This is a genomic window from Cupriavidus sp. 01L45 (assembly GCF_056399885.1).
Genome location: NZ_JBFTSG010000076.1, coordinates 1 through 24,506, shown reverse-complemented (window position 1 = coordinate 24,506; position 24,506 = coordinate 1). Strand labels below are relative to the sequence as shown.

Genomic DNA, 24,506 nt, shown 5'->3' with positions numbered 1-24,506 from the left:
AAGCGATATCGCTGAACGAGGACCAGGTGCCGTTGCCGGCGCGGAATGCTGGGCTTTCCCGTCAGCGCCATAACGCAGTAAGCGCGGTAAGCGCAGTAAGCAAGGGCGCTGAGGCAACAACGCGGTAGCGCGCGGGCGCGGCGGCTCAGGCCTCTTTCGGCGAAAGCCACGCAGGCCGCTGCGCGCTCCCGGCACGTCCGTTCGCGGCTTCCACCTGGTCCGCGAAGGCGCGCAGGTCCGGCAGTGCCGCCCCGCTGGCCACCTCGCTCTGGCGCAGCGCCAGTACCGGCGACGACGGCGCCGCGGCCAGGCGGGAAACCTCCGCCGCCGCAGTGAAGGCGCCTTGCCGCGCCATCACGCAGATCACCGAGGTCTCGCAGGTCAGCGGCAGGTGGTCGCGCAGGAAGCTGCGCATGGGAGCGGCAAGGTGGCCGACCCAGACGGGCGCGACGATGACAAGCCGCCGGCACTTGTCCAGCGCCGGGCCGGCGTAGCGGTAGCCTACGCGCCGGTGCAGCACGATATCGAACACGCAGCGCGCATCGCCCAGCAAGCCGGCGCGGCTGGTCTGGTCGCTGACCTCCGCGAGCGGCCAGCCCGAATACGCCGCCAGTGCTTCCGCGGCCTGCCGGGCCGTTCCGGTGCGCGAGTAATAGACGATCAGGATGTCTTCCATCAATGGCTCCTCAACGCTGGATCCGGGTAGTCCGCGTGCCGGCCAGCGACAGGTTGATCATGATGCTGGCGTACTGCATGACATTCCCGCGCCGCTGGTGTGCCAGCAACCAGTCTGGGAAGCGTCCGGAGGGGGACCATTGATTCACGTCAAGCCAGTTGCCACGCTTTTGCCCGCTGACGCCCCGTTACGCCGCGGCCGGGGGCGCATGCACCAGCAGTACCGGCTGGCGGCATTGCCGCACCAGCCCCTCCGCCACGCTGCCCATCAGCAGGCGCCGCACGCCGCGTCGCCCGTGCGTGCCCACCACGATCAGCTCGGCATGCGTTTGTTGCGCCGCCTGCTCGATCGCGCTGGCGACGTCGCCCAGCGCCAGCGGCTCGTCCACGATCAGCGTCTTGCATGCCACCTGCTGCGCAGCGGCCTTGGCCTTGGCCTCGTCCAGCAGGGACTGCCCGCCTTCGAGCAGGCTGGCGCGCAGGTCTGTCAGGTCGACATAGCCAACCTCGTACCTGAGGTAGCTGTTATCGATGACATGCATCACGGTGACTTCCGAGCCCATCGCGGCGGCCAAGTGGAGAGCCTCCGCCAGCGCCCGGTCGGCCGATTCGCTGCCGTCCACGGCAACCAGGATCTTGCTGTACATCCTCTACCTCCCGCACCCGCGGCAAGCCCGCTTTCAACATTTCCAGTCTGGACGTCCGCGCGAAGTCCATGTTGATTTGGATCATGGCTTGCGCAGCTTTCCGGGGGCACCGCCTTGCGTGCCCCGTTGACGTGGATCAGGCGCCGGCGGCCGGCATGGCCTAGCATGAAATCCGGGCGCCTCATGGTGAGGCCGCGGAGGATGGCAATATGCAGGATTCAATGCGCGCGATGGTCTTCGACGGCGCCGGACCGGTTCTGCGCCTGGCACGCGTGCCGGTACCGCGTCCGGGCCCTGGCGAGGTCCGTATCGCCGTAAGCACTTGTGGCGTGTGCCGCACCGACCTGCACATTCTCGACGGCGAACTCGCGCACCCCAAAAACGCGCTGATTCCCGGACACGAGATCGTCGGCAGGATCGAATCCTGCGGCGAAGGCGTGAGCGGCCTCGCCCCTGGCGACCGGGTCGGCGTACCCTGGCTCGGGCAGACCTGCGGGCACTGCGGCTTCTGCGCGGCGCAGCGCGAAAACCTGTGCGACACGCCCCAGTTCACCGGCTATACGCGCGACGGCGGCTATGCCGAGTACGTCGTGGCAAACAGCCGCTATTGCTTTCCCATCCCGGAGCGCTACGACGACGTGCATGCGGCGCCCCTGCTGTGCGCGGGCCTGATCGGCTACCGCACGCTGCGCATGGCCGGAGACGCGCGGCGTATCGGCATCTACGGCTTCGGCGCGGCGGCCCACCTGGTGACGCAGATCGCAGTGGCGCAGCAGCGCGAAGTCTTCGCCTTCACGCGGCCCGGCGACCCCGCCGCCTGCCAGCTCGCCCGCGACACCGGAGCCTGCTGGACGGGTCCCAGCGACCAGCCCGCGCCACGGCCGCTCGATGCCGCGCTGATTTTCGCGCCGGTCGGCGCGCTGGTGCCGATGGCGCTGCAAGCCGTCGCCAAGGGTGGCACGGTGGTCTGCGGCGGCATCCACATGAGCGACATCCCTGGCTTTCCGTATCGCCTGCTATGGGAGGAGCGGTCGATCGTGTCGGTGGCCAACCTCACGCGCGGAGATGGCCTCGCATTGATGGGGATCGCGCAGGCCACACCGCTGCGCACCGCCACCACCGTCTATCCGCTGGAGCAGGCGGGTGCCGCGCTGGACGACCTGCGCGCGGGCCGCCTGGCCGGCGCGGCGGTATTGCGCGTCGCCCAGGCTGCTTGACGTACGTCAATACGCCAACTGTGCCGCGCCTTATGCTGCTGGTGGACGCGGCGCCCATGCGCGCCCGCCTTGCGACATCCAGCCCGGAGGCACGGATCATGTACCAGAAAATTCTGCTCGCGGTGGACGGCAGCCGTTCTTCGGAACTGGCCCTGAGCCAGGCCATCACGGTCGCCAAGGCGACCGGCAGCGAGGTAAAGGTGCTCTTCGTCGCGGACGACAGCGATATCCTCTTCTCCGTTGGCAGCTACGATCCCGACAAGCTGATGGAAGGTATCCTTGCCGTGGGGCGCGACGCGCTGGCGGCCGCCGCCACGCGCCTGGCGGAAGCCGGCGTTCCGCATACGACCAAGGTCCTCGAGACGCCCGTTTCCCCCGGGCAGGTCTCCGCTACCATCGTGGAGGAAGCCGACCGCTGGGATGCGGACCTGATCGTGGTCGGCACGCACGGCCGACGCGGCTTCCGGCGCCTGGTCATGGGCAGCGTGGCTGAAGGCGTGGTGCACAAGAGCAACAAGCCGGTGCTGATGGTCCGCAGCGAGATCCCGGAGTGAATGCGCAACGGGGACCGCGGGCCCCATGCCGGCGGCACCTGTCCGCCGTATGGACAAGATGGATGGCTGGAATACAGGAGCCGATCCTTTGACAAGCACGCCACAGTGACAAGCGCTCCACAGTTAAGGGGCCGACCGCGCCCGACGTTTCCCCGACCGGCCATGCACGGGCAGATGCGTGGCACTTCCTTTTTCCGCCGCAACGGCGCGGCCGTGCGCGGAATCGTGGCCGGCTTGCTGGGCGCGTGGGCCTTGAGCTGCCATGCGGGCACGCTGGCCGCGGATACCACGCTCTGGTTCTCGCAGGGCCGCCCCACCGCCGAAGCACGGCAGGCGGCCGATATCCTCGCCGCCGCCGCGGCCGACGGGCTGGAACCCCGCGACTATGACGCCGGGGACCTGCGCCGCGCGCTTGGCCAGGCGGCRGACGGCCCGCCGCTGGCGCCTGAAGCCGTGGACTTGCTTGACGACAGGCTGACGGCGGCGATGGAACACTATCTCGCCGACCTGCACGGCGGCCGGGTCGATCCGCGCACGATCCACGAGAATTTTGCCGCGGCGCCGGACGGCCAGTTCAATCCGTCGGCCTACCTGCGCGCAGCCGTCGCCGGGCACGATCTGCCCGAGGCAGTCCAGCGGGCGGCGCCGGCGTTCCCGCTCTATGGCACCCTGCGCGGGGCGCTTGCCCGCTATCGCGCGCTGGCTGGCCATGCGGCCTGGCAGGCACCACTGCCACCGCTGCCGGGCAGGAAGCTGGTGAGCGGCCAGGCCTACGCCGGCGTGCCGGCGCTGACGCAGCGCCTGATCGCCCTCGGCGACCTGCCCGTGGACACGCCAGCCCCGGAACGCTACGAAGGCGCGATGGTGGATGGCGTCAAGGCGTTCCAGGCCCGCCACGGGCTGGACGCGGACGGCGAGATCGGCGCGGGAACGTTCGCCCAGCTGAATGCGCCGGTCGCCGGCCGCGTACGGCAGATCGAGCTGACGCTGGAGCGCCTGCGCTGGACGCCCTTGCTGGAAGGCCCGCGCATGATCGTGGTCAACGTGCCGGAGTTCGTGTTGCGTGCCTACGAGGTCCACGACGCCCATGTCCAGGTCAAGGCGGAGATGAAGGTCATCGTCGGCAAGGCGCTCGACACGCGGACACCGCTCTTCAAGGAGGACATGCGGTTTATCGAGTTCAGCCCATACTGGAACGTCCCGCCCTCCATTGCGCGCGCGGAGACCGTGCCCAGGCTGCGCCGCGACCCCGGCTATTTCGAGCGGCAAGGCTGCGAGTTCGTCGGTGGCGACGGCAAGGCGGTGACCACGCTATCGGCGGCCAGCCTGGACGCCGTCCAGCGCGGGCAACTGCGCATCCGGCAGCGGCCGGGACCGATGAATGCGCTTGGCGACATCAAGTTCATCTTCCCCAATAACGACAATATCTACCTGCATCACACGCCCGCGCCCGGCCTGTTCGCGCGCGGCCGGCGCGACCTGAGCCATGGCTGCATCCGTGTCGAGGAGCCGGTGGCGCTGGCCAGCTTTGTGCTGCAGGACACACCCGGCTGGACCGAAGCGCGCATCCGCGAGGCCATGGAGCGGGGACAGTCCAGCACGCTGCGGCTGCCACAGCCGCTGCCGGTGGTGCTCGCGTACGGCACTGCCATCGTCAAGGCCGACGGGCGCGTTTATTTCTTCCCCGATATCTACGGGCTCGACAAGGTGCTGGACGAGGCGCTGCGGCAACGGTCCGCCAGCCGGCGGGCTTTTGCCTCGGCGCCAATGCGCCCACAATCGCCGTATTAGTCCAGGGAAAAGCGTCCGATGACCAAACCGCCGAGCGAACCCCGCCGCCTGTTCCTGAGCCGCACCGGCAAGCTGGCCCTGGCCGGCGCCGTGCTGCCGCTGGCGCCTTTGCCTGCCCTGGCAACGCTGCCGGACGCCCGCGGCCTCGCCTTCGACCACACCCACACCGGCGAGCGCATCGCCGTGGTCTACGCCGTGGGCGAGCAGTTCGTGCCCGAGTCGCTGGCCGCGCTCAACCGGTTCCTGCGCGATCACTACTCCGGCGAGGTCGGCGTCATCGACCCGCAACTGTTCGCACTGCTTTACCGCCTGAAACAAACACTGTGCTGCGAGGCGCCCTTCCAGGTCATCTCCGGCTATCGCAGTCCGGCCACCAACGCGCGCCTGCGCAAGACGCGCGGCGGCGGCGTGGCCAGCCATAGCCTGCATATGGACGGCAAGGCCATCGATATCCGCCTGCCCGGCGTGCCGCTGGCCGAGCTGCGCGATGCCGCCCTGTCGCTGCGTGGCGGCGGCGTGGGCTTCTATCCGCAAGAGCAGTTCGTGCACGCGGACACCGGGCGCGTGCGCGACTGGTAGTCAGTCGGTCACCTCCGGTCGCCCGGCGACGGCGCAATGTCGCTGCTTTCTCCTCGATTGCCTCGATTGCCATGATCGCCGCTCCGTCCCTTCTCAGGCCAAATAATTGATATACAATTACATCAATCGAAATATGATGACCTGGGCACTGGCCGGCTGACGCTTCCGGGCTGCATACCGGCTAGCCCTGGCTGGCGAAGGACAGGTATGCGGATCCGGCTGTCAGGCGATGCTCCCGAGTTCGGCGCTGCGGTGCGCCGCGGCCTGGATGGCCTCGACGAACAGGGCCTGGAGATGGTTCTTTTCCATGGCGCCGATGCCTGCGGCAGTCGTGCCGCCGGGCGAGGTCACCCGCTGGCGCAGCGTGGCGGCTGCCTCGCTGCTGCCCCGCGCCAGCGCAGCGGCGCCCAGGAACGTCTGCTGCGCGAGCTGGGTGCCCTGCCAGGCCGGCAGGCCGAGCTTTTCCGCGGCTTGCTCCATGGCTTCGATGAAGTAGAAGACATAGGCGGGGCCGCTGCCGGACAGCGCGGTGATGGCGTCCAGCTGGTCTTCGCGCTCCACCCACGTGACCTCGCCGACAGCGCCTGCGATGGTATCCGCCATCTTCCGGTCGGCTGACGACAGGGTCCTGGCCGCCGCCATGCCGGTGATGCCCTGGCCGATGAGCGCCGGTGTGTTCGGCATCGCGCGGACCAGGCGCGGGCGGTTGCCGAGCCAGTCCGCCAGCGCCTGCAGCCGGATGCCGGCTGCCACGCTGATCACCAGCGCATCACCGAGGCATTCGCGCAGGGATTCGCAGACTACGCGCATGACTTGTGGCTTGACGGCAAGGACCACGACGTCCGCATCCGTGAGCGTGCGATCGGCGGCGGGCAGTACCCGGAGCCCATACTCGCGGGCCAGGCGCTCGCGGATGCCCTCGACGGGATCGATGACGGTCAGGTTTTCCACGGCGGCGCCATTCGCCAGCACGCCGGCAATGATGGCGCTTGCCATATTGCCGCCACCGACGAACACTATTTTGAGCTTGTTCAGCATTTCATCTCCCATCTCGTTTGCATCATGCAAGCGAACAACAATCCCCACTGCGCGCGCCACGGGCCATGCCCTGCCGCGCGCGTGAGCACCAAATACGACAGGATCGACAGTGGAACCAAAATCAACCCGCGCCCGCAAGCCGGCGGCGACAGTCAATGAAGATCAGCCGGTGGAAAAAACCAGACAACCGGATCCCACCGATTCGGCCCTGTTTGTCGGCTCCACCGCCAAGACCTTCCGCGTTCTGCATGCCTTCGACGGGCCGATCCGCCATATGACGCTGGCCGATATCGCCAAGGCCGCGCAGCTCGACCGCAGCGCGACGCAACGCATCGTCTATACGCTGGAAACGCTCGGCTACCTGCGCCGGATCGCGGAAACAAAGACCTATGGCCTCACGTCGAAGCTGCTGCAGTTCTCCTTCAACTACGTCCGCGCCAACGAACTGATCGACAAGGCACTGCCCTACCTGCAGGACATCAACCGCACCGTGGGCGAGACCACCAACCTGCAGGAACTCGACGGCCATGAGATCGTGTTCGTCGCGCGTATCCTGAGCCGGCATCTGGTCAACATGGATATTGCGGTGGGCAGCCGCTTGCCCGCGTTCTGCACGTCGTCCGGCACCGCGATCCTGTCGCGTCTCCCGGAGGCGGAATGCGAAGCCATCCTCGGCGCGTGCGAACGCGTCGCCATTACGCCGTACACAGAGGTGCATCTCGGGAAACTGCGCCGGCGCATCCAGCATGCTGCGGAGAAAGGCTACGCGATCATCGCCAACGAGACGGTGATGGGCGATATCTCCGTGGCGGCGCCCATCCTCGATCACCGCGGCCGTCCCGTCGCCGCCATCAATATCTCGGTGYCGACCTCGCGCTGGACGCCGGAAAAGGTGGAGTCCGAGCTTGCCAAGCACGTGCAAGTGGCCGCGACCTCGATCTCCAAAGCCAAGTTCACGGAGTACGGGCGCTGATACGCCGCCCGCGCGCGGCGGCGTGCCCAGGGCCACCGGCCCGGCCCGCCACCCGCGCCTGGCTTCAGGCGTACTCGTAGGCTTGCAGCAGGCGTTCGAACTGTTCGCGCAGGCGTGCGCTGGTTTGCGCTGCGGCCGGCAGCAGCGGCTCCAGCAGATCGGGTGCATCGACCCCGATCACCTGCAGCACGGACTTCATCGGGCCAGGATTGGTTTCCGAAAACACCAGGTCGATCAGCGGCATCAGCTCACGGTGCATCAGCAGCGCTTCCTGCATGCTCCCGCCGCGCACAAGTTTCATGAGCAGGCGCCAGGTCTTGGGCAGCATGGTGGCCGTGCTCAGCACGCCGCCGCGCGCACCGGCGCCGATATGCAGCGGGAACAGCGTGTCTTCGCCGCTCATCAGGGAAAAGCCCTCGTCGATGCCGGCCGCGATCTTGAGGAACTGATAGAGATCCGGATTGCACGCCTTCATGCCGATGATCCGCTCGTGGCGCGACAGTTCATGGATGACCTTGGGATCGATGGCAATCCGCGTGCGGTACGGAATCTCGTAGAGCAGGACCGGCAGGGGCGACTCGTCGGCGAACCGCATGAAGTAATCGCGGATGCCTTGCTGGGTGGGATTCGTATAGTAGGGCGTCACCACCATCACCGCATCCACGCCGGCCGCGGCGAATTCGCGCGTGGCATCGAGCCCGTCGCGCAGGCCCGGCGTCAGCACGCCGGCAACGACCGGCATCCTGCCGGCAACATGGCTGGCAGTCAGTTCCGCCATCCGCACGCGCTCGCGCTGCGACAGCGAGCCGAACTCGCCCGTGCCGCCAAGCGGCACCACACCGTCCGCGCCCTGGCGGATCAGGTAGTCGAGCAAGGCCCGGGTTGCGCTCTCGTGAACCGAACCGTCGGGCTGGACGGGCGTGGGAATGGCGGCAAAAATGCCTTGCACTTGCTTGGAGTCAATCATCGTCTTGTCGGAGAGGTGCCGCACTGGCGGCTGGTTATGCGGTTATGYAGTTATGCGGGTTAAGCTGGTTGCGCGGGTTATGCAGCAGGAATGAAGGGGTCAGCGGTCCGCGCTACGCCGGCGCAACCGGTCCGCGGCCATGATCACCACGGCGATAAAGACAAACAACAGGCTCGACACCGCGGCAATCGTGGGCGAGACGCTCAGGATCACTTCGTCCCAGAACTGCTTGGGCAAGGTCGAATCGAGACCGCCGGTCACGAACAGCGCGATGGTCAGCTCGTCAAACGAGGTCACGAAGGCAAACAGGAACGACGACAACAGACCCGCGCCGAGGATCGGGAACGTGACGTAGCGCATGGTCTGCCAGGGGCGTGCGCCGAGGCTCTGCGCAGCCTGGTCCAGGCGGGTGTCGTAGTTCTTCAGCACCGCCATCATGGTCATCACCACATAGGGAATCGCCACGACCGTATGGCCGAGGATCAGGCCCAGCGCGGAACCAACCAGGTTGAGCCTGGAGAAGAAGTAGAAGATACCCACAGCCGTGATCATCCTGGGCACGATGATCGGCAGCAGGATGAACGCCAGCAGCGCGGCCTTCCAGCGGATGTTCGAACGCACCAGCAGGAACGCCGTGGGCGTGCCGATCAGCATGGCCAGCAAGCCCGTGCCCACGCCGACCACCAGCGAGCGCACCGTGGCCTGCATCCAGGTGGGCGACTCCCACACTTCGTTGTACCACTGCAGCGAGAATCCCCGTGGCGGCCAGTCCAGGCTGCTGCCGCCCGTGAACGAGATCGGGATCATCAGCAGCGCCGGCAACGTCAGGAAGGCCAGAATCAGGATCACCACCGCCCACAGCATCTTGCCGCCGCCCTCCTCCGCGCTGCCCGCCGCGCGGCTACGGCGCGGCCACAGGCGCGACAGCCCGTCGGACAGCGTGGCCAGCACGCCCAGCAACTGGTAGCCGGCGCGACGCAGCGGGCCGTTCGTGGCGGAACGGCGCCCTGCCGGCGCATTGCCGCTGCCGGCCAGGGTCGACAGGCCAACCAGCTTGTCATAGACCACGAACACGATAAGCGCCGCCACCAGCAACAGCATCGAGATGGCGCCGGCAAAGCCCCAGTTCATGGTTTGCTGGACCTGGTCGATGATGAGCTGCGTGATCATGGTTTCACGGCGGCCGCCCAGCAGCGCCGGCGTGATGAAGAAGCCAAGCGAGGTGACGAAGACCATGATGCCCGCCGCGGCCACGCCAGGCATGGACAGCGGGAAGTAGACCAGCCAGAAGGCCGTGCCGGGGCGTGCCCCGAGCGTCAGCGCGGCGCGCGGCAGGCGGCGGTCGATGTTCTCCATCACGGAGATCATCGTCAGGATGGCCAGCGGCATCATGGCGTGCACCATGCCGACCATCACGCTGCCGAAGTTGTAGAGCAGATCGGCGGGTGCATCCGTCACGCCAGCCGCCTTGAGGAGCTGGTTGAGCACGCCGTTGCGGCCCAGCAGGACGATCCACGAAAACATGCGGACCAGGAAGCTGGTCCAGAACGGCAGCAGGATCCAGAACAGCAGCGAGCTCTTTGCCCGCGCGCCGGCGGCCGACGTGAGGTAAGCCACCGGATAAGCGCCGACGATGGCCAGCAAGGTGGTCCAGGCCRCGATCTTGAGCGTGATCCACAGCACGTCGAGGTAGACGGACGAATGGAACAGGCGTGCGTACAGGTCCAGGGTAATGCGCCCGTCCACCGACACGCTCATCCAGATCAGCTGGCCGACCGGGAACACCAGCATGACCAGCAGGAACAGGATGGTGGGCGCGCCGAGCAGGAAATCGCGGTGCCAGGCAGACCGGCGCTTGGCGGCCGGCGTCGCGGCCGCCTTCATGACTTGTGTGATCATGGCTTACTCCGGAATCGCAACGGCATCTTCAGGCTGCCAGCTCACCGTGAGCGTGTCGCCAGGCAGATGGCGGCCAGGGGCGCCGCGGGTCAGTTCCGCCACCACCAGCGGCGTGTCGCCCGGCAGTGCCAGGTAGGATTTGGTCACACCGCCCGTCACGACGATATCGCCCAGCCGCGCCGACAATGTATTCGGCGCGCCCGGCGCCCCCGAGACATGGAGATTCTGCGGACGGATCATCACCTTGGCGCGGTCGCCGCGCCGGAACGCGGCGCCATTGGCCTGCACCGTGCCGCGCGCGGGCAGCCCGTCGAAGCTGACGTCGAGCAAGCCGCCGCTGACCGCTTCGACCGTGGCCGGCAGCAGGTTCGACTCGCCCAGGAAGTCCGCCACGAAGGTGGTGCGCGGGCGGAAGTAGAGATCGGCCGGACTGCCGAGCTGCTCGATCCTGCCGCTATTCATCAGGCAGATGCGGTCGGACATCGTCATCGCCTCTTCCTGGTCGTGGGTCACATACACGATGGTGGTGCCCAGTTCGCGGTGGATGCGCTTGATTTCGAGTTGCATCTGGTCGCGCAGCTTCTTGTCCAGCGCGCCCAGCGGCTCGTCCATCAGGATGATCGACGGGCGGTAGACCATGCAACGCGCCAGCGCGATGCGCTGTTGCTGCCCGCCCGACAGTTCCTTGGGCAAGCGATGGGCAACGTGGGGCAGGCGCACGAGATCCAGCGCACGGCTGACCTCCTGCTCCGCCTGCCGCGCCGGCATCTTGCGCATCTTCAGCGGAAAGCCGATGTTCTCTGCAATCGTCATGTGCGGGAACAGCGCGTAGTTCTGGAACACCATGCCGATGTCCCGTTCGTAAGGCGCGCCGTAGGTCACATCCGCGCCGTTGATGCGGATGCTGCCGCCATCCGGCTGCGACAGGCCGGCGATCAGGCTCAGCAGCGTCGTCTTGCCCGAGCCTGACGGGCCCAGCAGGGTCAGGAATTCGCCCTCCGGAACCGAGAGGTCCGTGGGCGCGAGCGCGATGAAATCGCCATAGCGCTTGGACAGCTGCCTGGTCTGCAGTTTCTGTGTTACTTGTTGCATCACGCTTACCTTTGCAAGAGAGTTCCGACGTCAGCGCATGCGCTTCACTTCAGGATCCAGGCATTGAACTTCTCGAGCACCGGCTCCTGGTTCTTGACCCAGTATTTGGCATCGATCTTCACGCCGCGCTTGATGTTGTCCGCGTAGGTCGGCAGCATCGCGGCGTGCTTGGCATCGATGTACTTGAATGCGTCCGGATGGGTGACGCCGGCGGCCAGGTATTGCGTGAGCTGCGCCTGGCGCTTGGGGTCGGAGGCAAACTTGATGAACTCGCGGCAGGCGGCGGCGTTGGGCGTGCCCTTCAGGATGGTCCAGCTGTCCACGCCCCACAGGTGCTGGTCCCAGCAGATGGCGACCGGCGCGCCGGCATCCATGGCGGACTGCGCGCGCGAGATCCAGGTAGCCACCAGATCCACCTCGCCCGACTTGAGCATCTGCTCGACCTGCGCGCCGCCGCTCCACCACACGGCGACGCTGGACTTGACCTTATCGAGGCTGCGCAGCGCGCGGTCCACGTCGCAGGGATAAACCGATGCGTTCGCCACCCCGTCCGCCATCAACGCTTCCTCGATGGTATCGAAGGGATGCTTGCGCAGCGCGCGGCGGCCGGGGAAATCGTGCACGTTCCACAGGTCCTTCCATTGCGCGGGCGCCTTGCGGCCCTTGAACGCATCGGTGCGGTAGGCCAGCACGGTGGTGTACACGTTGGTGCCGACGCCGTAGGGCGACATGTATTGCGCCGGGATGCCAGCCACCACCGGATCCGCGCCCAGCCCGTGTTTCTCCAGGTAATCCTTTCCGTCGGTGGTCAGGACCTCGATCGCAGGCTGGCTGATCGATGCCATGTCCCAGCTGTAGTTCTTGGCGTCCACCATGGTACGGATCTGGGCCGTGGGCTCCGCGTTGGACGGAACGCCCACAACCTGGATGCCGGTGGCCTTGGTGAACGGCTTGTAGAACACCTCGCCATACGCCTTGGCAAAGACGCCGCCGGAGTCGCGCACTACGATGCGTTGCGAGGCCGCCTTGGCCGATGTCCAGATCGCCGGCATGGCGAGTGCGGCGGTGCCGGCGCTCAGCAATTTAAAGGCGTCGCGACGCGATGGATTGCTCGGCTTGTCGGCGTTACTCATGGCTGTACTCCTACGGGGACGGGGGATCGGAATGAAAAAAAATCGGGAGGCCGGCCTGAGCCGGTGGCAATCAGGAAATCAAGGAATCAAGGAATCAAGGAATCTGAAAATCAGGGAATCAGCTTGCCAGGGTTGAACAGGCCCTGCGGATCGAAGGCGCGCTTGACGGTACGCATCAGGTCGAGTTCGACATCGCCCTTGTAGTGGCGCATCTCATCCAGCAAGGTTCGGCCCACGCCATGCTCCGCGCTGAAGGTGCCATTCAACCTGGCGGCGACATCGTGCCCGGCGCGGCGCACCGCGGCGGCGGTTTTCGCCTGGTCGGGCAGGGCCTGCCAGGTGTCGAACTCGAAGAACGGGATGAAATGGATATTGCCGTCGCCGAGATGGCCCACCACCACGACACGCGCATCGAAGCCCTCTTCGATCGCGCGGGTGGCTTCGGCAATGAAAGCGGGCACCATCGATACCGGCACGGCGGTGTCCAGCGTCAGGCCGATGCCCGCCTTCTTGTTGCCCTCCGACACACTGTGCCGCAGCTTCCACATCGCCTCGCGCTGCGCGGAGCTGGCGGCAATGGCCGCATCGGCGATCAGGCCGCGCTCCATGCCCTTTTCCAGCGTGGCCTCAAGCACTTCCTGCAAGCGCGCGTCGTCGCAGGTATCGCTGAGCTCCACCAGCAGATGCCAGGGATGCGCACCGGTGAGCGGCGCATGCTGGCCCGGCACGTGCTCCAGCACGATGTCGAGCTGGCTGGCGTTCATCAGCTCGAAAGCGGATAGCCGCGCACCGCAAGCGGACTGGAACAGGCCGAGCAGCGCCAGCGCGGCATCCACGTCGACCGGTGCGACCCACGACATCGCGTGCGCGCTCGGCAACGGGTGCAGCTTCAGCGTGGCCGCGGTGATGATGCCCAGCGTGCCTTCCGCGCCGATGAACATCTGCTTGAGGTCAAGCCCGGTATTGTCCTTGCGCAAGGTGCGCAGGCCGCGCCAGATACGCCCATCCGGCAAGACGACTTCCAGGCCGAGCACGTTCTCGCGGGTATTGCCATAGCGCAGCACACCGGTGCCGCCCGCATTGGTGGCGATGTTGCCGCCGATCTGGCAGGAGCCCTCGGCGCCCAGGCTGATCGGGAAGAAGCGCCCCGCCTCGATGGCCGCGGCCTGGATCTCGGCCAGCACGCAGCCGGCCTCCACCTCCATCGAGTTGTCCGCCGGGTCGATGCGCACAATGCGCCGCATGCGCGAGAGATTGACGATGACGCAGTTGCCTTGCTCATACGGCACCGCGCCACCGCTCAGGCTGGTATTGCCACCCTGGGGCAGGACCGCCACGCCGGCGGCCACGCACGCCTTGACGAGTTCCGAAACCTGTTCGGTGGTGCGCGGCAGCGCAACGCAAAGTGCCGTGCCCTTGTAGCGGCCGCGCCAGTCGCTGACATAGCCTGCCAGATCGTCGCTGGCGGTGAGCAGCCCTGTCGCGCCGACGATATCGCACAAGGTATCTAGCAACAACTTCATCATGAATTTCCCAGTTGACGATCAACCCGCGACAGGCGATCCGATAGTCCAGAGAATAGTTCGCGAATATGCGAATCGCAATCTCTTCAATTGCAATGCAATTATTTCAGGGTTTTTACCTAAACAGGAAAGGCCATGCACCAGCGCAGGAAAACGCACGCGCCGCCGTGGTGCACGGGGTCGGACATGGTGCGTTGCAGTGGGTTGCGGCGGGGGGATTTAAAACAGGCAGCGAAGCGCGCGATGGCTTGCAGGATGACGGTGGTGGCGCTCGCTCACCGGCGCCATCCGGACGACTGCCGCATCGGCCTGYCACCGTAGCTGGCAGCAGGCTCTGATGCGGCACACAGCTTATTTGGTCGCGGGGTCCACCGCGATGGCCACGGCCTCCGTATAGACCGCCTGCACCTGGTCGCCCTTCTTGATGTTCTTCAACTGGTCCGGATCCTGCACATTCAGGTTGACCTTTCCTTTCGGGCCCTGCAGCGTGACATGCTGCTTTTTCATGTCCACGGCGACGACGTTCGCAACGACCGTCACCTGCCTGCCTGCCGCCGCGCCCGGCTTCGCGCCCGCGGCGGTGCGGTCCCCGGCTTCGCGTTCGGTGCGTTCGGTAATCCCGTCCCCGCCCTTCTTCAGTTCCAGCGTCAGGGCCTGCTTGTACTCGGCGACGACCTTGTCGCCTACCTTGATTTGATCGAAGTTGCGCACTTCGTCCCCCACCGCGAGATCGAACACCCGGCCCTTGGGGCCCTTCAACGTGACAGTGCGGCTTGCCGCGTCGATCTTCATGACGGTAGCCGCCACTTTCGTTGTTTCGGAAAACGCGGCCTTTCCTGGCGCGGTCATCATCTCGCCCTTGGTTTCCGGCTGCGCAAACACCGGCTGCACAAGCCCGGCCAGAGCGGCCGTCGTGGCCATGGTCAAAAGCATCTTTCGCTTCATTTTCTTCTCCTTGAATGACCCCAGGCTTGTGCCGTGCCTTTTGCCGCCGATGTGGGCGACAGGCACAGGCGATCCGTCACGGAGGGCATCAGGTAGGCTTATCGCAACTCCCGGCCAACACATTGCCCTGCCTCAACCATAGACGCAAAGCGTGCCGGGCGGGATGTTTGCGCGAGGCGAACCGGTTTCCGCGCGCCCCGATGGCGCGCGGCATATCGGCACGCGCTACGCCTGCGGGCGCCTGCGCAACGCAGCGGTGACACGCTTCACAACGAACAGGCGCAGGTAGTCATGGATGCGCGCATCCGTACTTAAATCCCGCAGCGCCTCAAGATACACTTGCCGCACGGCCTCCGGAGGAGCCTCCAACTCCTCCGCGATGCGCTGAATCCATTCTTCGTCGCTGTGGGTATGCATCGGTTACGTCTCTCTCGCGAGGCCGCAGTACCTGACGCGCCCGGATGCGGACGGGCATCGGTGAAAGGCCATGCCCGCCAGCGGACTGGAATCCCGGCGCTTCTGCATTGAGTGTCGGCGAGACCGGCAGGCGGGCGTTGATCCATGTCAACCGCGCCCGTCTCTGCGAAGGAAGCCCCTACGGTTTGCGCTTTTTGCAGAATAGCCCTTGAGGGCCTTTATCGCGCATGGCTTCATGAATCCTGGGGCACCAGGAATTAGAACCCCTCTTCAGAAATGTGTCGGCGCCGCCACTGACTTGCGCTAGATCAAGTCACGGCGCCGGCGCGACGGATAGCATTTCACCCACACCGTCGCCCCGCGGTTCAAGGCTTGTCTTCATCGTCCTCCCTCCCATTTCCCCTGACGCCCTGAAACCCTGGAGCCCTTTGGCGGCATTCCCTTATTCAGCGCACAGGTAGCCGATGAAAATAAAACCAGGCTGGGGTATCGCGGCACTGTTCCTTGCCGCCGTCACTGGCACCGCGCTGTGGTGGTTCGCCGGCCAACGCGATCCATGGCCGGCCTCTGTCGTCCACAGCAACGGGCGCATGGAAATCGGCCGGCTCGACGTGGCCGTGAAGTATGGCGGCCGCGTGATCGACCTGCCGGTGCGCGAGGGCGAGGCCCTCTCCGCCGGTGCCGTGGTGGCCCGCCAGGACGACGCCGAACTGCTGGCCCAACTGGACCTCGCCACCGCCGCGCGGGAGCGCGCCGTGCAGGCCGCATCGCGCGCGCAGGCCGAAATCGATGCCCGTGCGAGCCGCCAGCGCCTTGCGCGGCTGGAGCTGACCGAAGCCGTCAAGCTGTACCAGGACCGCCAGATCTCATCCGTCGAACGGGATCGCCGGCAGCTTGGCCTGGATGGCGAAAGCGCGAGCGTGACCGGCGCGCGGGCCGCCCTTGGCGAAGCCCGGGCGGCGGTCGTGGAAGCCGACGCGCAGATCGCCCGCCTGAAGATCCTGCGGGACGAAGCCACCATCCGCGCGCCCGTGGCCGGCCGCGTGGAGTATCGCGTGATCGAGGTCGGCACGGTGCTGCCGGCGGGCGGGCGCGTGGTGTCCCTGCTCAACCTGGCTGATATGTACTTCACCGTGTTCCTGCCGGCCGGCGCGGCCGGCAAGCTGGCCATCGGCGACGAGGCTCGCATCGTGCTGGACGCCATGCAGGACGAACCCATCCCGGCCCGGATCAGCTTCGTGGCCAGCGAGGCGCAGTTCACGCCCAAGTATGTCGAGACCGATGCCGAGCGGGCCAAGCTGATGTATCGCGTCAAGCTGCAACTGACGCCGGACGTGGCGCAGCGCTACGCGGCAAAGCTGAAGGCCGGCATGACGGGCGATGGCTTCGTGCGCCTGGATGCCACTCAGCCCTGGCCAGCCAGGCTGGCGCTGCGCCAGCAGCCGGCCTGACGTCATGCCGGGCCCGCACCCCGACCGCGCCGCGGCCATCCGGATCGATGGCCTGTCGCATCGCTATGGCGCCAGCGTGGCGCTGGACCACGTATCGCTCACGCTGCCCGGCAACGCCACCATCGGCCTGATCGGCCCCGACGGCGTCGTCAAGTCGACCCTGCTCGGGGTGATCGCCGGCGTCAAGCGCATCCAGCAAGGCAGCGCGTCGGTCCTTGGCGCGGACCTGCGCGACCGGCAGGCCCGGGAGGCGCTGTTGCCGCGCGTGGCCTTCATGCCGCAGGGGCTGGGGCGCAACCTGTACCCGACGCTCTCCGTCTACGAGAACGTCGACTTCTTTGCCCGGCTGTTCGGCCTGGGCGCCGCCGAGCGGCGCCAGCGCATCGGGCGCCTGCTCGCGGCCACCGGCCTGGCGCCCTTCCCGGACCGCCCGGCGGGCAAGCTCTCCGGCGGCATGAAACAGAAGCTGGGGCTGTGCTGCGCGCTGGTCCACAACCCGGACCTGCTGATCCTCGACGAGCCCACCACGGGCGTGGATCCGCTCTCGCGGCGCCAGTTCTGGACCCTGGTGGAAGCCCTGCGCGCCGAGCACAGCAACATGACGGTCATTGTCGCCACCGCGTATATCGAGGAAGCGCAGCGCTTCGAGCACTTGGTGGCCATGGACGCAGGCAAGGTGCTGGTGTGCGACCGCACCGCCGATGTGCTGGCCCGCGCCGGCACCACCGATCTGGAACAAGCCTATATCTCGCTGCTGCCGTCGGCCCGGCGCGGCGAGGCGACGGGCCTGCTGATCCCGCCCCGCCCGCCCGACGACGGCGAACCCGCCATCGAAGCCGAGGGACTGACGCGGCGCTTCGGCGCTTTCACCGCCGTGGACAACGTGAGCTTTCGCATCGAGCGCAGCGAGATCTTCGGCTTTCTCGGCTCCAACGGCTGCGGCAAGACCACCACCATGAAGATGCTGACCGGGCTGCTCGATGCCACCAGCGGCACCGCGCGCCTGCTCGGCCAGACCATCGACGCCGGCGACATGCGCACGCGCATGCGGGTGGGCTATATGTCGCAGGCGTTCTCGCTTTACGAAGAACTCACGGTACGGCAGAACCTGGACCTGCACGCCCGGCTCTACCGGATGGAAGGCGACGCCGCGCGGCAGGCGGTCGGGCGAGCCCTGCAAGATTTCGAACTGGACCAGCACGCCGAGGCGCAGCCCGCTTCCTTGTCGCTCGGCATCCGCCAGCGCCTGCAGCTGGCCGCCGCCTGCCTGCACCATCCGGAAGTGCTGATCCTCGACGAGCCTACCTCCGGCGTGGATCCCGGCGCGCGCGACATGTTCTGGCGCCACCTGGTCCAGCTCTCGCGCCAGCAGCGCGTGACGATCTTCGTTTCCACGCACTTCATGAACGAGGCCGCGCGCTGCGACCGCATCTCCTTCATGCATCGCGGCCGCGTGCTGGCCGTGGGCAGCCCGGAGGCCCTGCGGGAGCGCTGCCACGCGCAGACGCTGGAGGACGCCTTCGTCACCTATCTGGAGCAAGCGGAGAACCCGGAGAACGGCGCTGCCGCCGCTACCGTATCCGCGCAACCGGCCCCGCCCCGCGCGCCGGACGACAAACCCGCGGGCCATCCGGGCGGCTCGGCCCTGGCGCGCACCTGGGCCTTCGCCCGGCGCGAGGCGATGGAACTGGCGCGCGACAAGCTCAGGCTGGCATTCGCCATCCTCGGCCCTATCGTGCTGCTGTGCGCCGCGGCATGGAGCGTTTCCTTCGACGTCGAAAACGTGCGCTTCGCCGTGCTGGACCGCGACCAGAGCCGCGCCAGCCGGGAACTGGTGGAGCAGTTCTCCGGCTCGCGCTACTTCGTGCAGACCAACGACGTGCGCAGCGAGGCCGACGCGGACCGGCGCCTGCGTGCCGCGAACGACATGCTGGTCGTCGATATCCCGCCCGGTTTCGAGCGCGACCTGCTGGCCGGCCGGCAACCGCAACTCGCCTTCCGCGTGGACGGGTCCAGCCCGTTCCCCGGCGCGACCACGCGCGCCTATGTCACCGGCGTGCTGCTGGGCTACGCCAATGCGCAGATGCGCGCGCTGCCGGCCCGCCCCGCCGCGCTGCCGGTGTCGATCGAGTCGCGTTTTATCTATAACCAGGAATTCCGCAGCATCTATGCCATCACGCCCGGCATCATCATGCTGGCGCTGATCCTGATCCCGACCATGCTGACCGCGCTCGGCGTGGTGCGCGAGAAGGAGATGGGATCCATCACCAACCTCTATGCCTCCCCCGCGAGCGTGGGCGAATACCTGATCGGCAAACAGCTTCCCTACGTGGCGCTGGCCATGGTCAGCTACCTCACGCTGGTGGCCCTGGCGATCGTGCTGCTGCAGGTGCCGCTGAAGGGCTCCTTCCTCGCCTTGTCGCTGGGCGCCGCGCTGTTCGTGCTGGCGGCCACCGCGCTCGGCCTGCTGGTGTCCACCTTCGTGCGTTCGCAGGTGGCCGCCATCTTCGGCACCGCCATCCTGTGCCTGATTCCATCGGTGAACTTCTCCGGCCTGCTCTATCCCGTTTCCACGCTGACCGGCAGCAGCTACTGGATCGGCCTGGGCTTTCCGTCGTCGTGGTTCCAGTTGGTCAGCCTGGGCAGCTTCACCAAGGGCCTGGGCGCCGGCAGCTTTGGCGCCATGTACCTGGCCTTGCTGGGCTTTGCGCTGCTATACCTGACTGGCGCGCGCCTGCTCCTGCGCAAGCAGGAGGCGTAGCCGGGAGATGCCGCGATGAACCAATGGTGCAAGAACGTGGCCCGGCTGTGCGGCAAGGAACTGCGCAGCCTGTTCAGCGATATCACGCTGATGGTGCTGATCGTGTTCGCCTTTACCCTGGCCGTGCACTCGGTGGCCAAGGGCATCAAGGCCGAGGTGTCGAACGCGTCGGTGGCGATTGTGGACGGCGACCACTCCGAGCTGTCGCGCCGCCTGCGCGACGCGATCCGTCCGCCGTATTTCAAGACGCCGGTCGATGTCGACCGGCACGTCGTCGACGCGGAGATGGACCGTGGCCGCTATATCTTCGCCATCGAGATCCCGCCGCGCTTCGAAGCCGATGTGCTGGCGGGCCGGACGCCGGCGGTGCAGGTGCTGGTCGATGCCACGGCGATGACGCAGGCGGGGCTGGGAGCCACCTACCTGCAGCAGATCTTCACGCGCGAAGTGCTTGAGTTCCTGCATGCGCGGGGCATCGAGGCGCAACTCCCCGTGCGCGCGGAGAGCACGGTGATGTTYAATCCCAACACGGAATCGCACTGGTTCACATCCACCATGCAGATCGTGGTCAACATCACCGTGCTGGCCATCATCCTGGTGGGCGCGGCGGTGATCCGCGAGCGCGAGCACGGCACCATCGAGCACTTGCTGGTGATGCCGGTACGCGCCAGCGAGATCGCCGTGGCCAAGATCCTCGCCAACGGCGCGGTGATCTTCCTGGCATCGCTGCTGTCGCTGTGGCTGGTGGTGCATCTGTGGCTGGCGGTGCCGGTCACGGGATCGCTGGGACTGTTTGCGCTGAGCACGGCGCTCTACCTGTTTTCCGTCACGGCGCTCGGCATGTGGCTCGCCACCATCGCGCCGGCCATGCCGCAGTTCGGCCTGCTGGCGGTGCCGACCTATGCCGTTGCCTACCTGCTGTCCGGCGCCGCCACGCCGGTGCAGAGCATGCCGCAGGCCATGCAGCACGCGGTCCAGTTCCTGCCGACGACCCAGTTCGTCAACCTCACCCAGGCCATCCTGTTCCGCGGCGCGGGCGTGGACGTGGTGTGGCCGCAGTTGCTGGGCGTGACGGCCGCGGGCGGGATCTTCCTCGCCCTGGCGCTGACGCGGTTCCGCTCCATGCTGGCACAGCAGGGTTAACGCCATGCCTGATCGCACCTCGCGCCCGCCCACCAAACGGACTTCTGCCTTGAGTACTTATCCAGCACGCGGCATCCTCACCGGCCTCATCGCATGTATCGCCGCGGGCCTGGCCGGCTGCACCACGGTCGACGTGACCGTGCCCGGCGGTATCGCGGCCCCCGCTGCGTTCAGCGAAGCCCCCGCCCAGGGCATGCCAGCCGCGGAACAGGACCTGGCGCAGTGGTGGCAAAACTGGGGCGACCCGGAACTGACGCAGCGCGTCACCCAGGCGCTGCAAGCCAGTATCGACCTGCGCGTCGCACAGGCGCGCCTGGCGGAAGCGCGCGCCATCGGGCGGGTGGCCGAATCGGCGCTCTACCCCACGCTCTCGGCGCAGGCGCTGGCCGCGCGGGGCGTGGCCGACCTGCGCAGCCCCGCTGGGTTGCCCGACATGTCTCCCGGACTGGACGGCCACCTTGCCGGCGTGACCGTGGCCTGGGAGATCGACATCTTCGGCGGCCGGCGCAGCGACGCGCAAGCCGCGGCAGCCGTCGCGCTCAGCGCCGAGGAGCGCCTGCGCGGCACGCGCCTGGCGATTGCCGCCGACGTGGCCGAGAACTATGTCGCGGCGCGCGGCCTGCAGCGCCGTCTGCAACTGCTTGACCGCAGCATGGAAACTGTCGGCGAACTGCTGCGCTACACCCGCGCACGCTATGCAGCCGGCCAGGCGCTGCCCTATGACATCGATCGCGTGAGCGAGCAGCTTGGCGCGCTGCAGGCGCAGCGGCCCGTGCTGGTCAACCTGATCTCGATCCGGGAGCGCCGGCTGGCGGTGCTCGCCGGCCAGATACCGCAGAGCGCAACGGCATTGTCCCCGCCGCCGCCGTTCTTCGTGCCGGCCCCGCCGGCGGGGCAGCTGCCGTCCCAGGTCATCGAGCGGCGCCCGGATGTCCGGGCCTCGGCCGCGCTGGTGCGCGCGCAGGCCGCCAGGCTCGGCAGCGCAAAAGCGGAGTTGTTCCCGCGCTTCTACCTGACCTTCCTCGGCCAGGATGGGCGCCTGCACGTGGACGGGCTGCCCGCGCTGAGCGGCACGGGCGGCTTGCTCGGTGTCGGCGTGCAGTTGCCGATCTTCACCGCCGGGCGCATCCAGGCCAATATCGATGCCGGCGACGCCCGCCTGCAGGCCGCGCAGGCAAACTACGACCAGGCCGTGCTGCGCACGCTGGAGGAAGTGGACAATGCCTACGGCCTGCGTCATGGCCTGGATCAGCGCGGTGCCCGGCTGGATGCGGTGGTCGCTACCGCGCAGCGCAACAGCCAGAGCGCCACGCGCCTCTATGAAGGCGGCCGGCGCACGCTGCAGGACGTGCTGGACGCGCGTATCGACGCGCTGCGGCGCGAGGAGGAACAGATCCAGACGCAGACGGCACAAGCCGTGGCGGCCGTGCAGCTATACCGCGCGCTGGGCGGTTCGTGGTCGCCTGGAGATAATAGCTAGGCCTCATACGAAGACCCGCAGGGGGCCGTTCCGGAGGGCAGCGAAAGGAGACTGCATCCTGCCTGGCGGCTCTGTACGCGGGCGCGCATCCGGGGACGAATGCCGGAACCGGCACCCACCCGACGTTATACTCTAGGCCATCCAGGCCCTCTGGGCCCTCAATCCGCATACAGTCAAAACCATCATGTCCACGATCCCCGCCTGCCCCCAATGCACACTGGAAAACACCTATCCTGACGGCGACAATTTCGTCTGCGCCGACTGCGGCCATGAGTGGGCGATGTTGGCCGCCCCGCAAGCGGACGACAGCGCGGACGCGGTGGTGAAGGATGCCAACGGCACCGTGCTGAATGACGGCGACGCCGTGGTGCTGATCAAGGACCTGAAGGTCAAGGGCTCGTCCATCACGCTGAAGATGGGCACCAAGGTCAAGAGCATCCGGCTGGTGGGCGGCGACCACGAAGTCGATTGCAAGATGGACGGTGGCAGCTTCATGCTCAAGGCCTGCTTCCTGCGCAAGGCCTGAGCCCGCCAGCACGTCACAGGCCCCGCTGTCGCGCGGCGAACCGCGCTTCCGGCAGCGCGGCGAATTCCTCCGTGACCGGCGCCGCCTTTGCCGGCGGCGTCCTCGTCCAGTCAGGCTATCCCGGCGGGAATATCCGCATCATCGTGCCGTCCAGCGCGAGGGGCCTCATTGGCGGCAAGGCGATGGTGGACATACTGGCCGACGGCTACACCCTGCCGCTCGCTCCGTCGGCCTGCACGCCACCCGCAACACCTACAAGAAGTTCAACTACATCCGGCCACCGCCCTGAAGGCCGCCGCGGTCTGCCCGGGATACCACACGTGGTGGTGAACCCGAAGCTGCCTGCTGGCAACTTGCCGCCGACGCGCGCCAGTGCCCGGATACGATTACGTTCAGCTCGGCGGGCGTGGGTTCATCGGTCCATATGATGGGCGAATTGTTCAAGCTCAATGCCTGCGCACCGCTGGTCCGCGTGTCCCGCAAGGGAGACGTACTGCCTTTCGAATTCGTACGATTTAGCAAAGTGAAAAATTGTTAAATTTTCGAATAATTCAGACAATTCCTAAATACATTCCAGCGTGCCTCGGGTAATGATTCTCTCTTTCCATTAGCTCTGAAGGAATACACCTGAACAATGGCGGCTGCCTTGGCATGCGACGCAAAGGCAATCTTGGGAACCTCATGACTTAAAGATGCTTTACATGTATTAGCGTCTTCCATGAGTGCACCAGCGAAGAGCGGACTGCCCACGCCTTCGACCCCAGCCGAACTACTGGCCATTTTTCTCAATCGACGCGCAATGGGGCGGAAACGTGGATGCCTACGGCAACACCTCGGGAACGTGTTGCGTGGGGATGCCGCGGGTCTACCGACCCGGCCTGTAGGTCACCGTCAAGTGGAAGGCACGGGACGGGGCCAAGATCCTCTATGGGAGCAAGGTGGTCGACGTCGAGCCCTACACCGAGGCCGGCACCATCTATGCCCATATCTTCCCGAACGACGTGGTCTGCGTGGTCGTGTCGGCGCGCTACGACGCACAATGCCTCAATCACCCCATTCCCTATCCGGTTAACCCTGACGAAGTGAAGGCGCTCCAACGATGAAACGCGATATCGCCGCACCGCGGCGCATTGCCCTCGGCAAGGCCGTTCTCCTGTCCCTGTTCCTGGCCGGCTGCGCCGGCGGCAGCGGCATCTCGACTGACCGCTCCGACAAGTTCGTTTATGCCTCCGTGGGCGGCGTCAATCATACGAATCGCTTCGTCTACGAGTTCAGCATCGACGGAACGCCCGGCCACAACATGCGCGCCTATGGCTCAGCCAATGCCGGAACGTGTTGCGTAGGTGTGCCACGAGTCTATCGCCCCGGCCTGCAGGTCAAGGTGAGCTGGAACATGCCGGAGGGCAGGAAGGACGTCATCAAGACCAAGGTGGTCGAGATTGAGCCCTATACCGAGGCCGGCACCATCTATGCCCACATCTTCCCGAACGACGTGGTCCGCGTGGTCGTGTCGGYGCGCTACGACGCACATAGTCCCAATCACCCCATTCCCTATCCGGTCGATCCGAACAAGTCGAAGGAGTTCCAACAATGAAGCGCTATATCGCTGCCCCCGACCGCACGCTCCCACCAGATYCGGCCGAATGCTGCAGCCTGACGCCGCGCGAGGTTTTCCGCCGTGTGTTGGGGACCAAG

Annotated in this window: 24 protein-coding genes; 13 read left to right on the top strand and 11 right to left on the bottom strand. The window is 66.6% G+C overall.

The window, feature by feature from the left end; translation table 11 throughout:
• Positions 1-145: 145 nt before the first annotated feature.
• The 3 genes from AC1DT6_RS36200 to AC1DT6_RS36190 are packed head-to-tail and all read right to left on the bottom strand — an operon-like array spanning position 146 to position 1,322.
• Positions 146-676 (bottom strand): flavodoxin family protein, encoded by a 531-nt coding sequence (locus tag AC1DT6_RS36200; RefSeq protein WP_441633912.1) that lies wholly within the window; start codon positions 674-676, stop codon positions 146-148.
• A 10-nt stretch (positions 677-686) separates the two neighbouring features.
• Positions 687-824: a hypothetical protein gene (locus tag AC1DT6_RS36195; protein WP_441633910.1), complete on the bottom strand. Its 138-nt coding sequence runs from the start codon at positions 822-824 to the stop codon at positions 687-689.
• 39 nt (positions 825-863) lie between these two features.
• Positions 864-1,322: a universal stress protein gene (locus tag AC1DT6_RS36190; protein ID WP_441633908.1), complete on the bottom strand. Its 459-nt coding sequence runs from the start codon at positions 1,320-1,322 to the stop codon at positions 864-866.
• 209 nt (positions 1,323-1,531) lie between these two features.
• Here AC1DT6_RS36190 and AC1DT6_RS36185 point away from each other — a divergent pair, with 209 nt between their 5' ends.
• The 4 genes from AC1DT6_RS36185 to mepK all read left to right on the top strand — a co-directional run bounded on the left by AC1DT6_RS36185 (position 1,532) and on the right by mepK (position 5,463).
• The gene (locus AC1DT6_RS36185) at positions 1,532-2,539 is read left to right on the top strand and encodes a zinc-dependent alcohol dehydrogenase family protein (protein ID WP_441633906.1); all 1,008 of its coding nucleotides are present in this window, start codon (positions 1,532-1,534) and stop codon (positions 2,537-2,539) included.
• Positions 2,540-2,637: 98 nt separating this feature from the next.
• A complete protein-coding gene (locus AC1DT6_RS36180; protein WP_045237098.1) occupies positions 2,638-3,093 on the top strand; it encodes a universal stress protein in 456 nt (151 codons plus the stop codon).
• A 174-nt stretch (positions 3,094-3,267) separates the two neighbouring features.
• The gene (locus AC1DT6_RS36175) at positions 3,268-4,884 is read left to right on the top strand and encodes a L,D-transpeptidase family protein (protein ID WP_477115395.1); all 1,617 of its coding nucleotides are present in this window, start codon (positions 3,268-3,270) and stop codon (positions 4,882-4,884) included.
• 18 nt (positions 4,885-4,902) lie between these two features.
• Positions 4,903-5,463, top strand: a complete 561-nt coding sequence (gene mepK / locus AC1DT6_RS36170) for a peptidoglycan L,D-endopeptidase MepK (protein WP_441633902.1) — start codon at positions 4,903-4,905, stop codon at positions 5,461-5,463.
• A gap of 222 nt (positions 5,464-5,685) precedes the next feature.
• Here the strand turns inward: mepK and proC are convergent, their stop codons facing one another.
• The gene (proC, locus tag AC1DT6_RS36165; RefSeq protein WP_441633900.1) at positions 5,686-6,501 is read right to left on the bottom strand and encodes a pyrroline-5-carboxylate reductase; all 816 of its coding nucleotides are present in this window, start codon (positions 6,499-6,501) and stop codon (positions 5,686-5,688) included.
• Between the two features lie 109 nt (positions 6,502-6,610).
• On the opposite strand from proC, the gene AC1DT6_RS36160 reads away from it, so the two are divergent.
• Complete coding sequence (locus tag AC1DT6_RS36160) at positions 6,611-7,474, top strand: IclR family transcriptional regulator (protein WP_477115394.1); 864 nt, start codon at positions 6,611-6,613, stop codon at positions 7,472-7,474.
• A 64-nt stretch (positions 7,475-7,538) separates the two neighbouring features.
• Here AC1DT6_RS36160 and dapA read toward each other — a convergent pair whose 3' ends face one another.
• From dapA to AC1DT6_RS36125, 7 genes are all read right to left on the bottom strand, one after another.
• Complete coding sequence (dapA, locus tag AC1DT6_RS36155) at positions 7,539-8,441, bottom strand: 4-hydroxy-tetrahydrodipicolinate synthase (RefSeq protein ID WP_441633896.1); 903 nt, start codon at positions 8,439-8,441, stop codon at positions 7,539-7,541.
• A gap of 99 nt (positions 8,442-8,540) precedes the next feature.
• The gene (locus AC1DT6_RS36150) at positions 8,541-10,325 is read right to left on the bottom strand and encodes an ABC transporter permease subunit (protein WP_477115400.1); all 1,785 of its coding nucleotides are present in this window, start codon (positions 10,323-10,325) and stop codon (positions 8,541-8,543) included.
• Positions 10,326-10,343: 18 nt separating this feature from the next.
• Positions 10,344-11,432: an ABC transporter ATP-binding protein gene (locus AC1DT6_RS36145; protein ID WP_441633894.1), complete on the bottom strand. Its 1,089-nt coding sequence runs from the start codon at positions 11,430-11,432 to the stop codon at positions 10,344-10,346.
• 44 nt (positions 11,433-11,476) lie between these two features.
• On the bottom strand, positions 11,477-12,565 hold the full coding sequence (locus tag AC1DT6_RS36140) for an ABC transporter substrate-binding protein (protein ID WP_441633892.1): 1,089 nt from the start codon (positions 12,563-12,565) through the stop codon (positions 11,477-11,479).
• Positions 12,566-12,675: 110 nt separating this feature from the next.
• Positions 12,676-14,088, bottom strand: a complete 1,413-nt coding sequence (locus AC1DT6_RS36135) for an FAD-binding oxidoreductase (protein WP_441633938.1) — start codon at positions 14,086-14,088, stop codon at positions 12,676-12,678.
• A gap of 351 nt (positions 14,089-14,439) precedes the next feature.
• Positions 14,440-15,099 (bottom strand): hypothetical protein, encoded by a 660-nt coding sequence (locus AC1DT6_RS36130; RefSeq protein WP_441633890.1) that lies wholly within the window; start codon positions 15,097-15,099, stop codon positions 14,440-14,442.
• A gap of 159 nt (positions 15,100-15,258) precedes the next feature.
• Entirely contained in the window at positions 15,259-15,450 is a 192-nt protein-coding gene (locus AC1DT6_RS36125) for a DUF3562 domain-containing protein (RefSeq protein ID WP_441633888.1), read from the bottom strand.
• A gap of 464 nt (positions 15,451-15,914) precedes the next feature.
• Between AC1DT6_RS36125 and AC1DT6_RS36120 the strand changes: the two genes are divergently transcribed.
• From AC1DT6_RS36120 to AC1DT6_RS36085, 8 genes are all read left to right on the top strand, one after another.
• Positions 15,915-16,901, top strand: a complete 987-nt coding sequence (locus AC1DT6_RS36120; RefSeq protein WP_477104424.1) for an HlyD family secretion protein — start codon at positions 15,915-15,917, stop codon at positions 16,899-16,901.
• Between the two features lie 4 nt (positions 16,902-16,905).
• Positions 16,906-19,662: a ribosome-associated ATPase/putative transporter RbbA gene (rbbA, locus tag AC1DT6_RS36115; RefSeq protein WP_477115399.1), complete on the top strand. Its 2,757-nt coding sequence runs from the start codon at positions 16,906-16,908 to the stop codon at positions 19,660-19,662.
• A gap of 15 nt (positions 19,663-19,677) precedes the next feature.
• Positions 19,678-20,805, top strand: a complete 1,128-nt coding sequence (locus AC1DT6_RS36110; RefSeq protein WP_477111973.1) for an ABC transporter permease — start codon at positions 19,678-19,680, stop codon at positions 20,803-20,805.
• A gap of 49 nt (positions 20,806-20,854) precedes the next feature.
• On the top strand, positions 20,855-22,285 hold the full coding sequence (locus tag AC1DT6_RS36105; protein ID WP_441633882.1) for an efflux transporter outer membrane subunit: 1,431 nt from the start codon (positions 20,855-20,857) through the stop codon (positions 22,283-22,285).
• 184 nt (positions 22,286-22,469) lie between these two features.
• Entirely contained in the window at positions 22,470-22,811 is a 342-nt protein-coding gene (locus tag AC1DT6_RS36100; RefSeq protein WP_441633880.1) for a zinc ribbon domain-containing protein YjdM, read from the top strand.
• Positions 22,812-23,533: 722 nt separating this feature from the next.
• Positions 23,534-23,695, top strand: a complete 162-nt coding sequence (locus AC1DT6_RS36095) for a DUF3304 domain-containing protein (RefSeq protein WP_441633878.1) — start codon at positions 23,534-23,536, stop codon at positions 23,693-23,695.
• Positions 23,696-23,749: 54 nt separating this feature from the next.
• Entirely contained in the window at positions 23,750-23,914 is a 165-nt protein-coding gene (locus tag AC1DT6_RS36090; protein WP_441633876.1) for a hypothetical protein, read from the top strand.
• Positions 23,911-24,405 (top strand): DUF3304 domain-containing protein, encoded by a 495-nt coding sequence (locus AC1DT6_RS36085; protein ID WP_477115393.1) that lies wholly within the window; start codon positions 23,911-23,913, stop codon positions 24,403-24,405. Before AC1DT6_RS36090 ends, AC1DT6_RS36085 begins: the two co-directional genes overlap by 4 nt.
• Positions 24,406-24,506 lie beyond the last annotated feature (101 nt).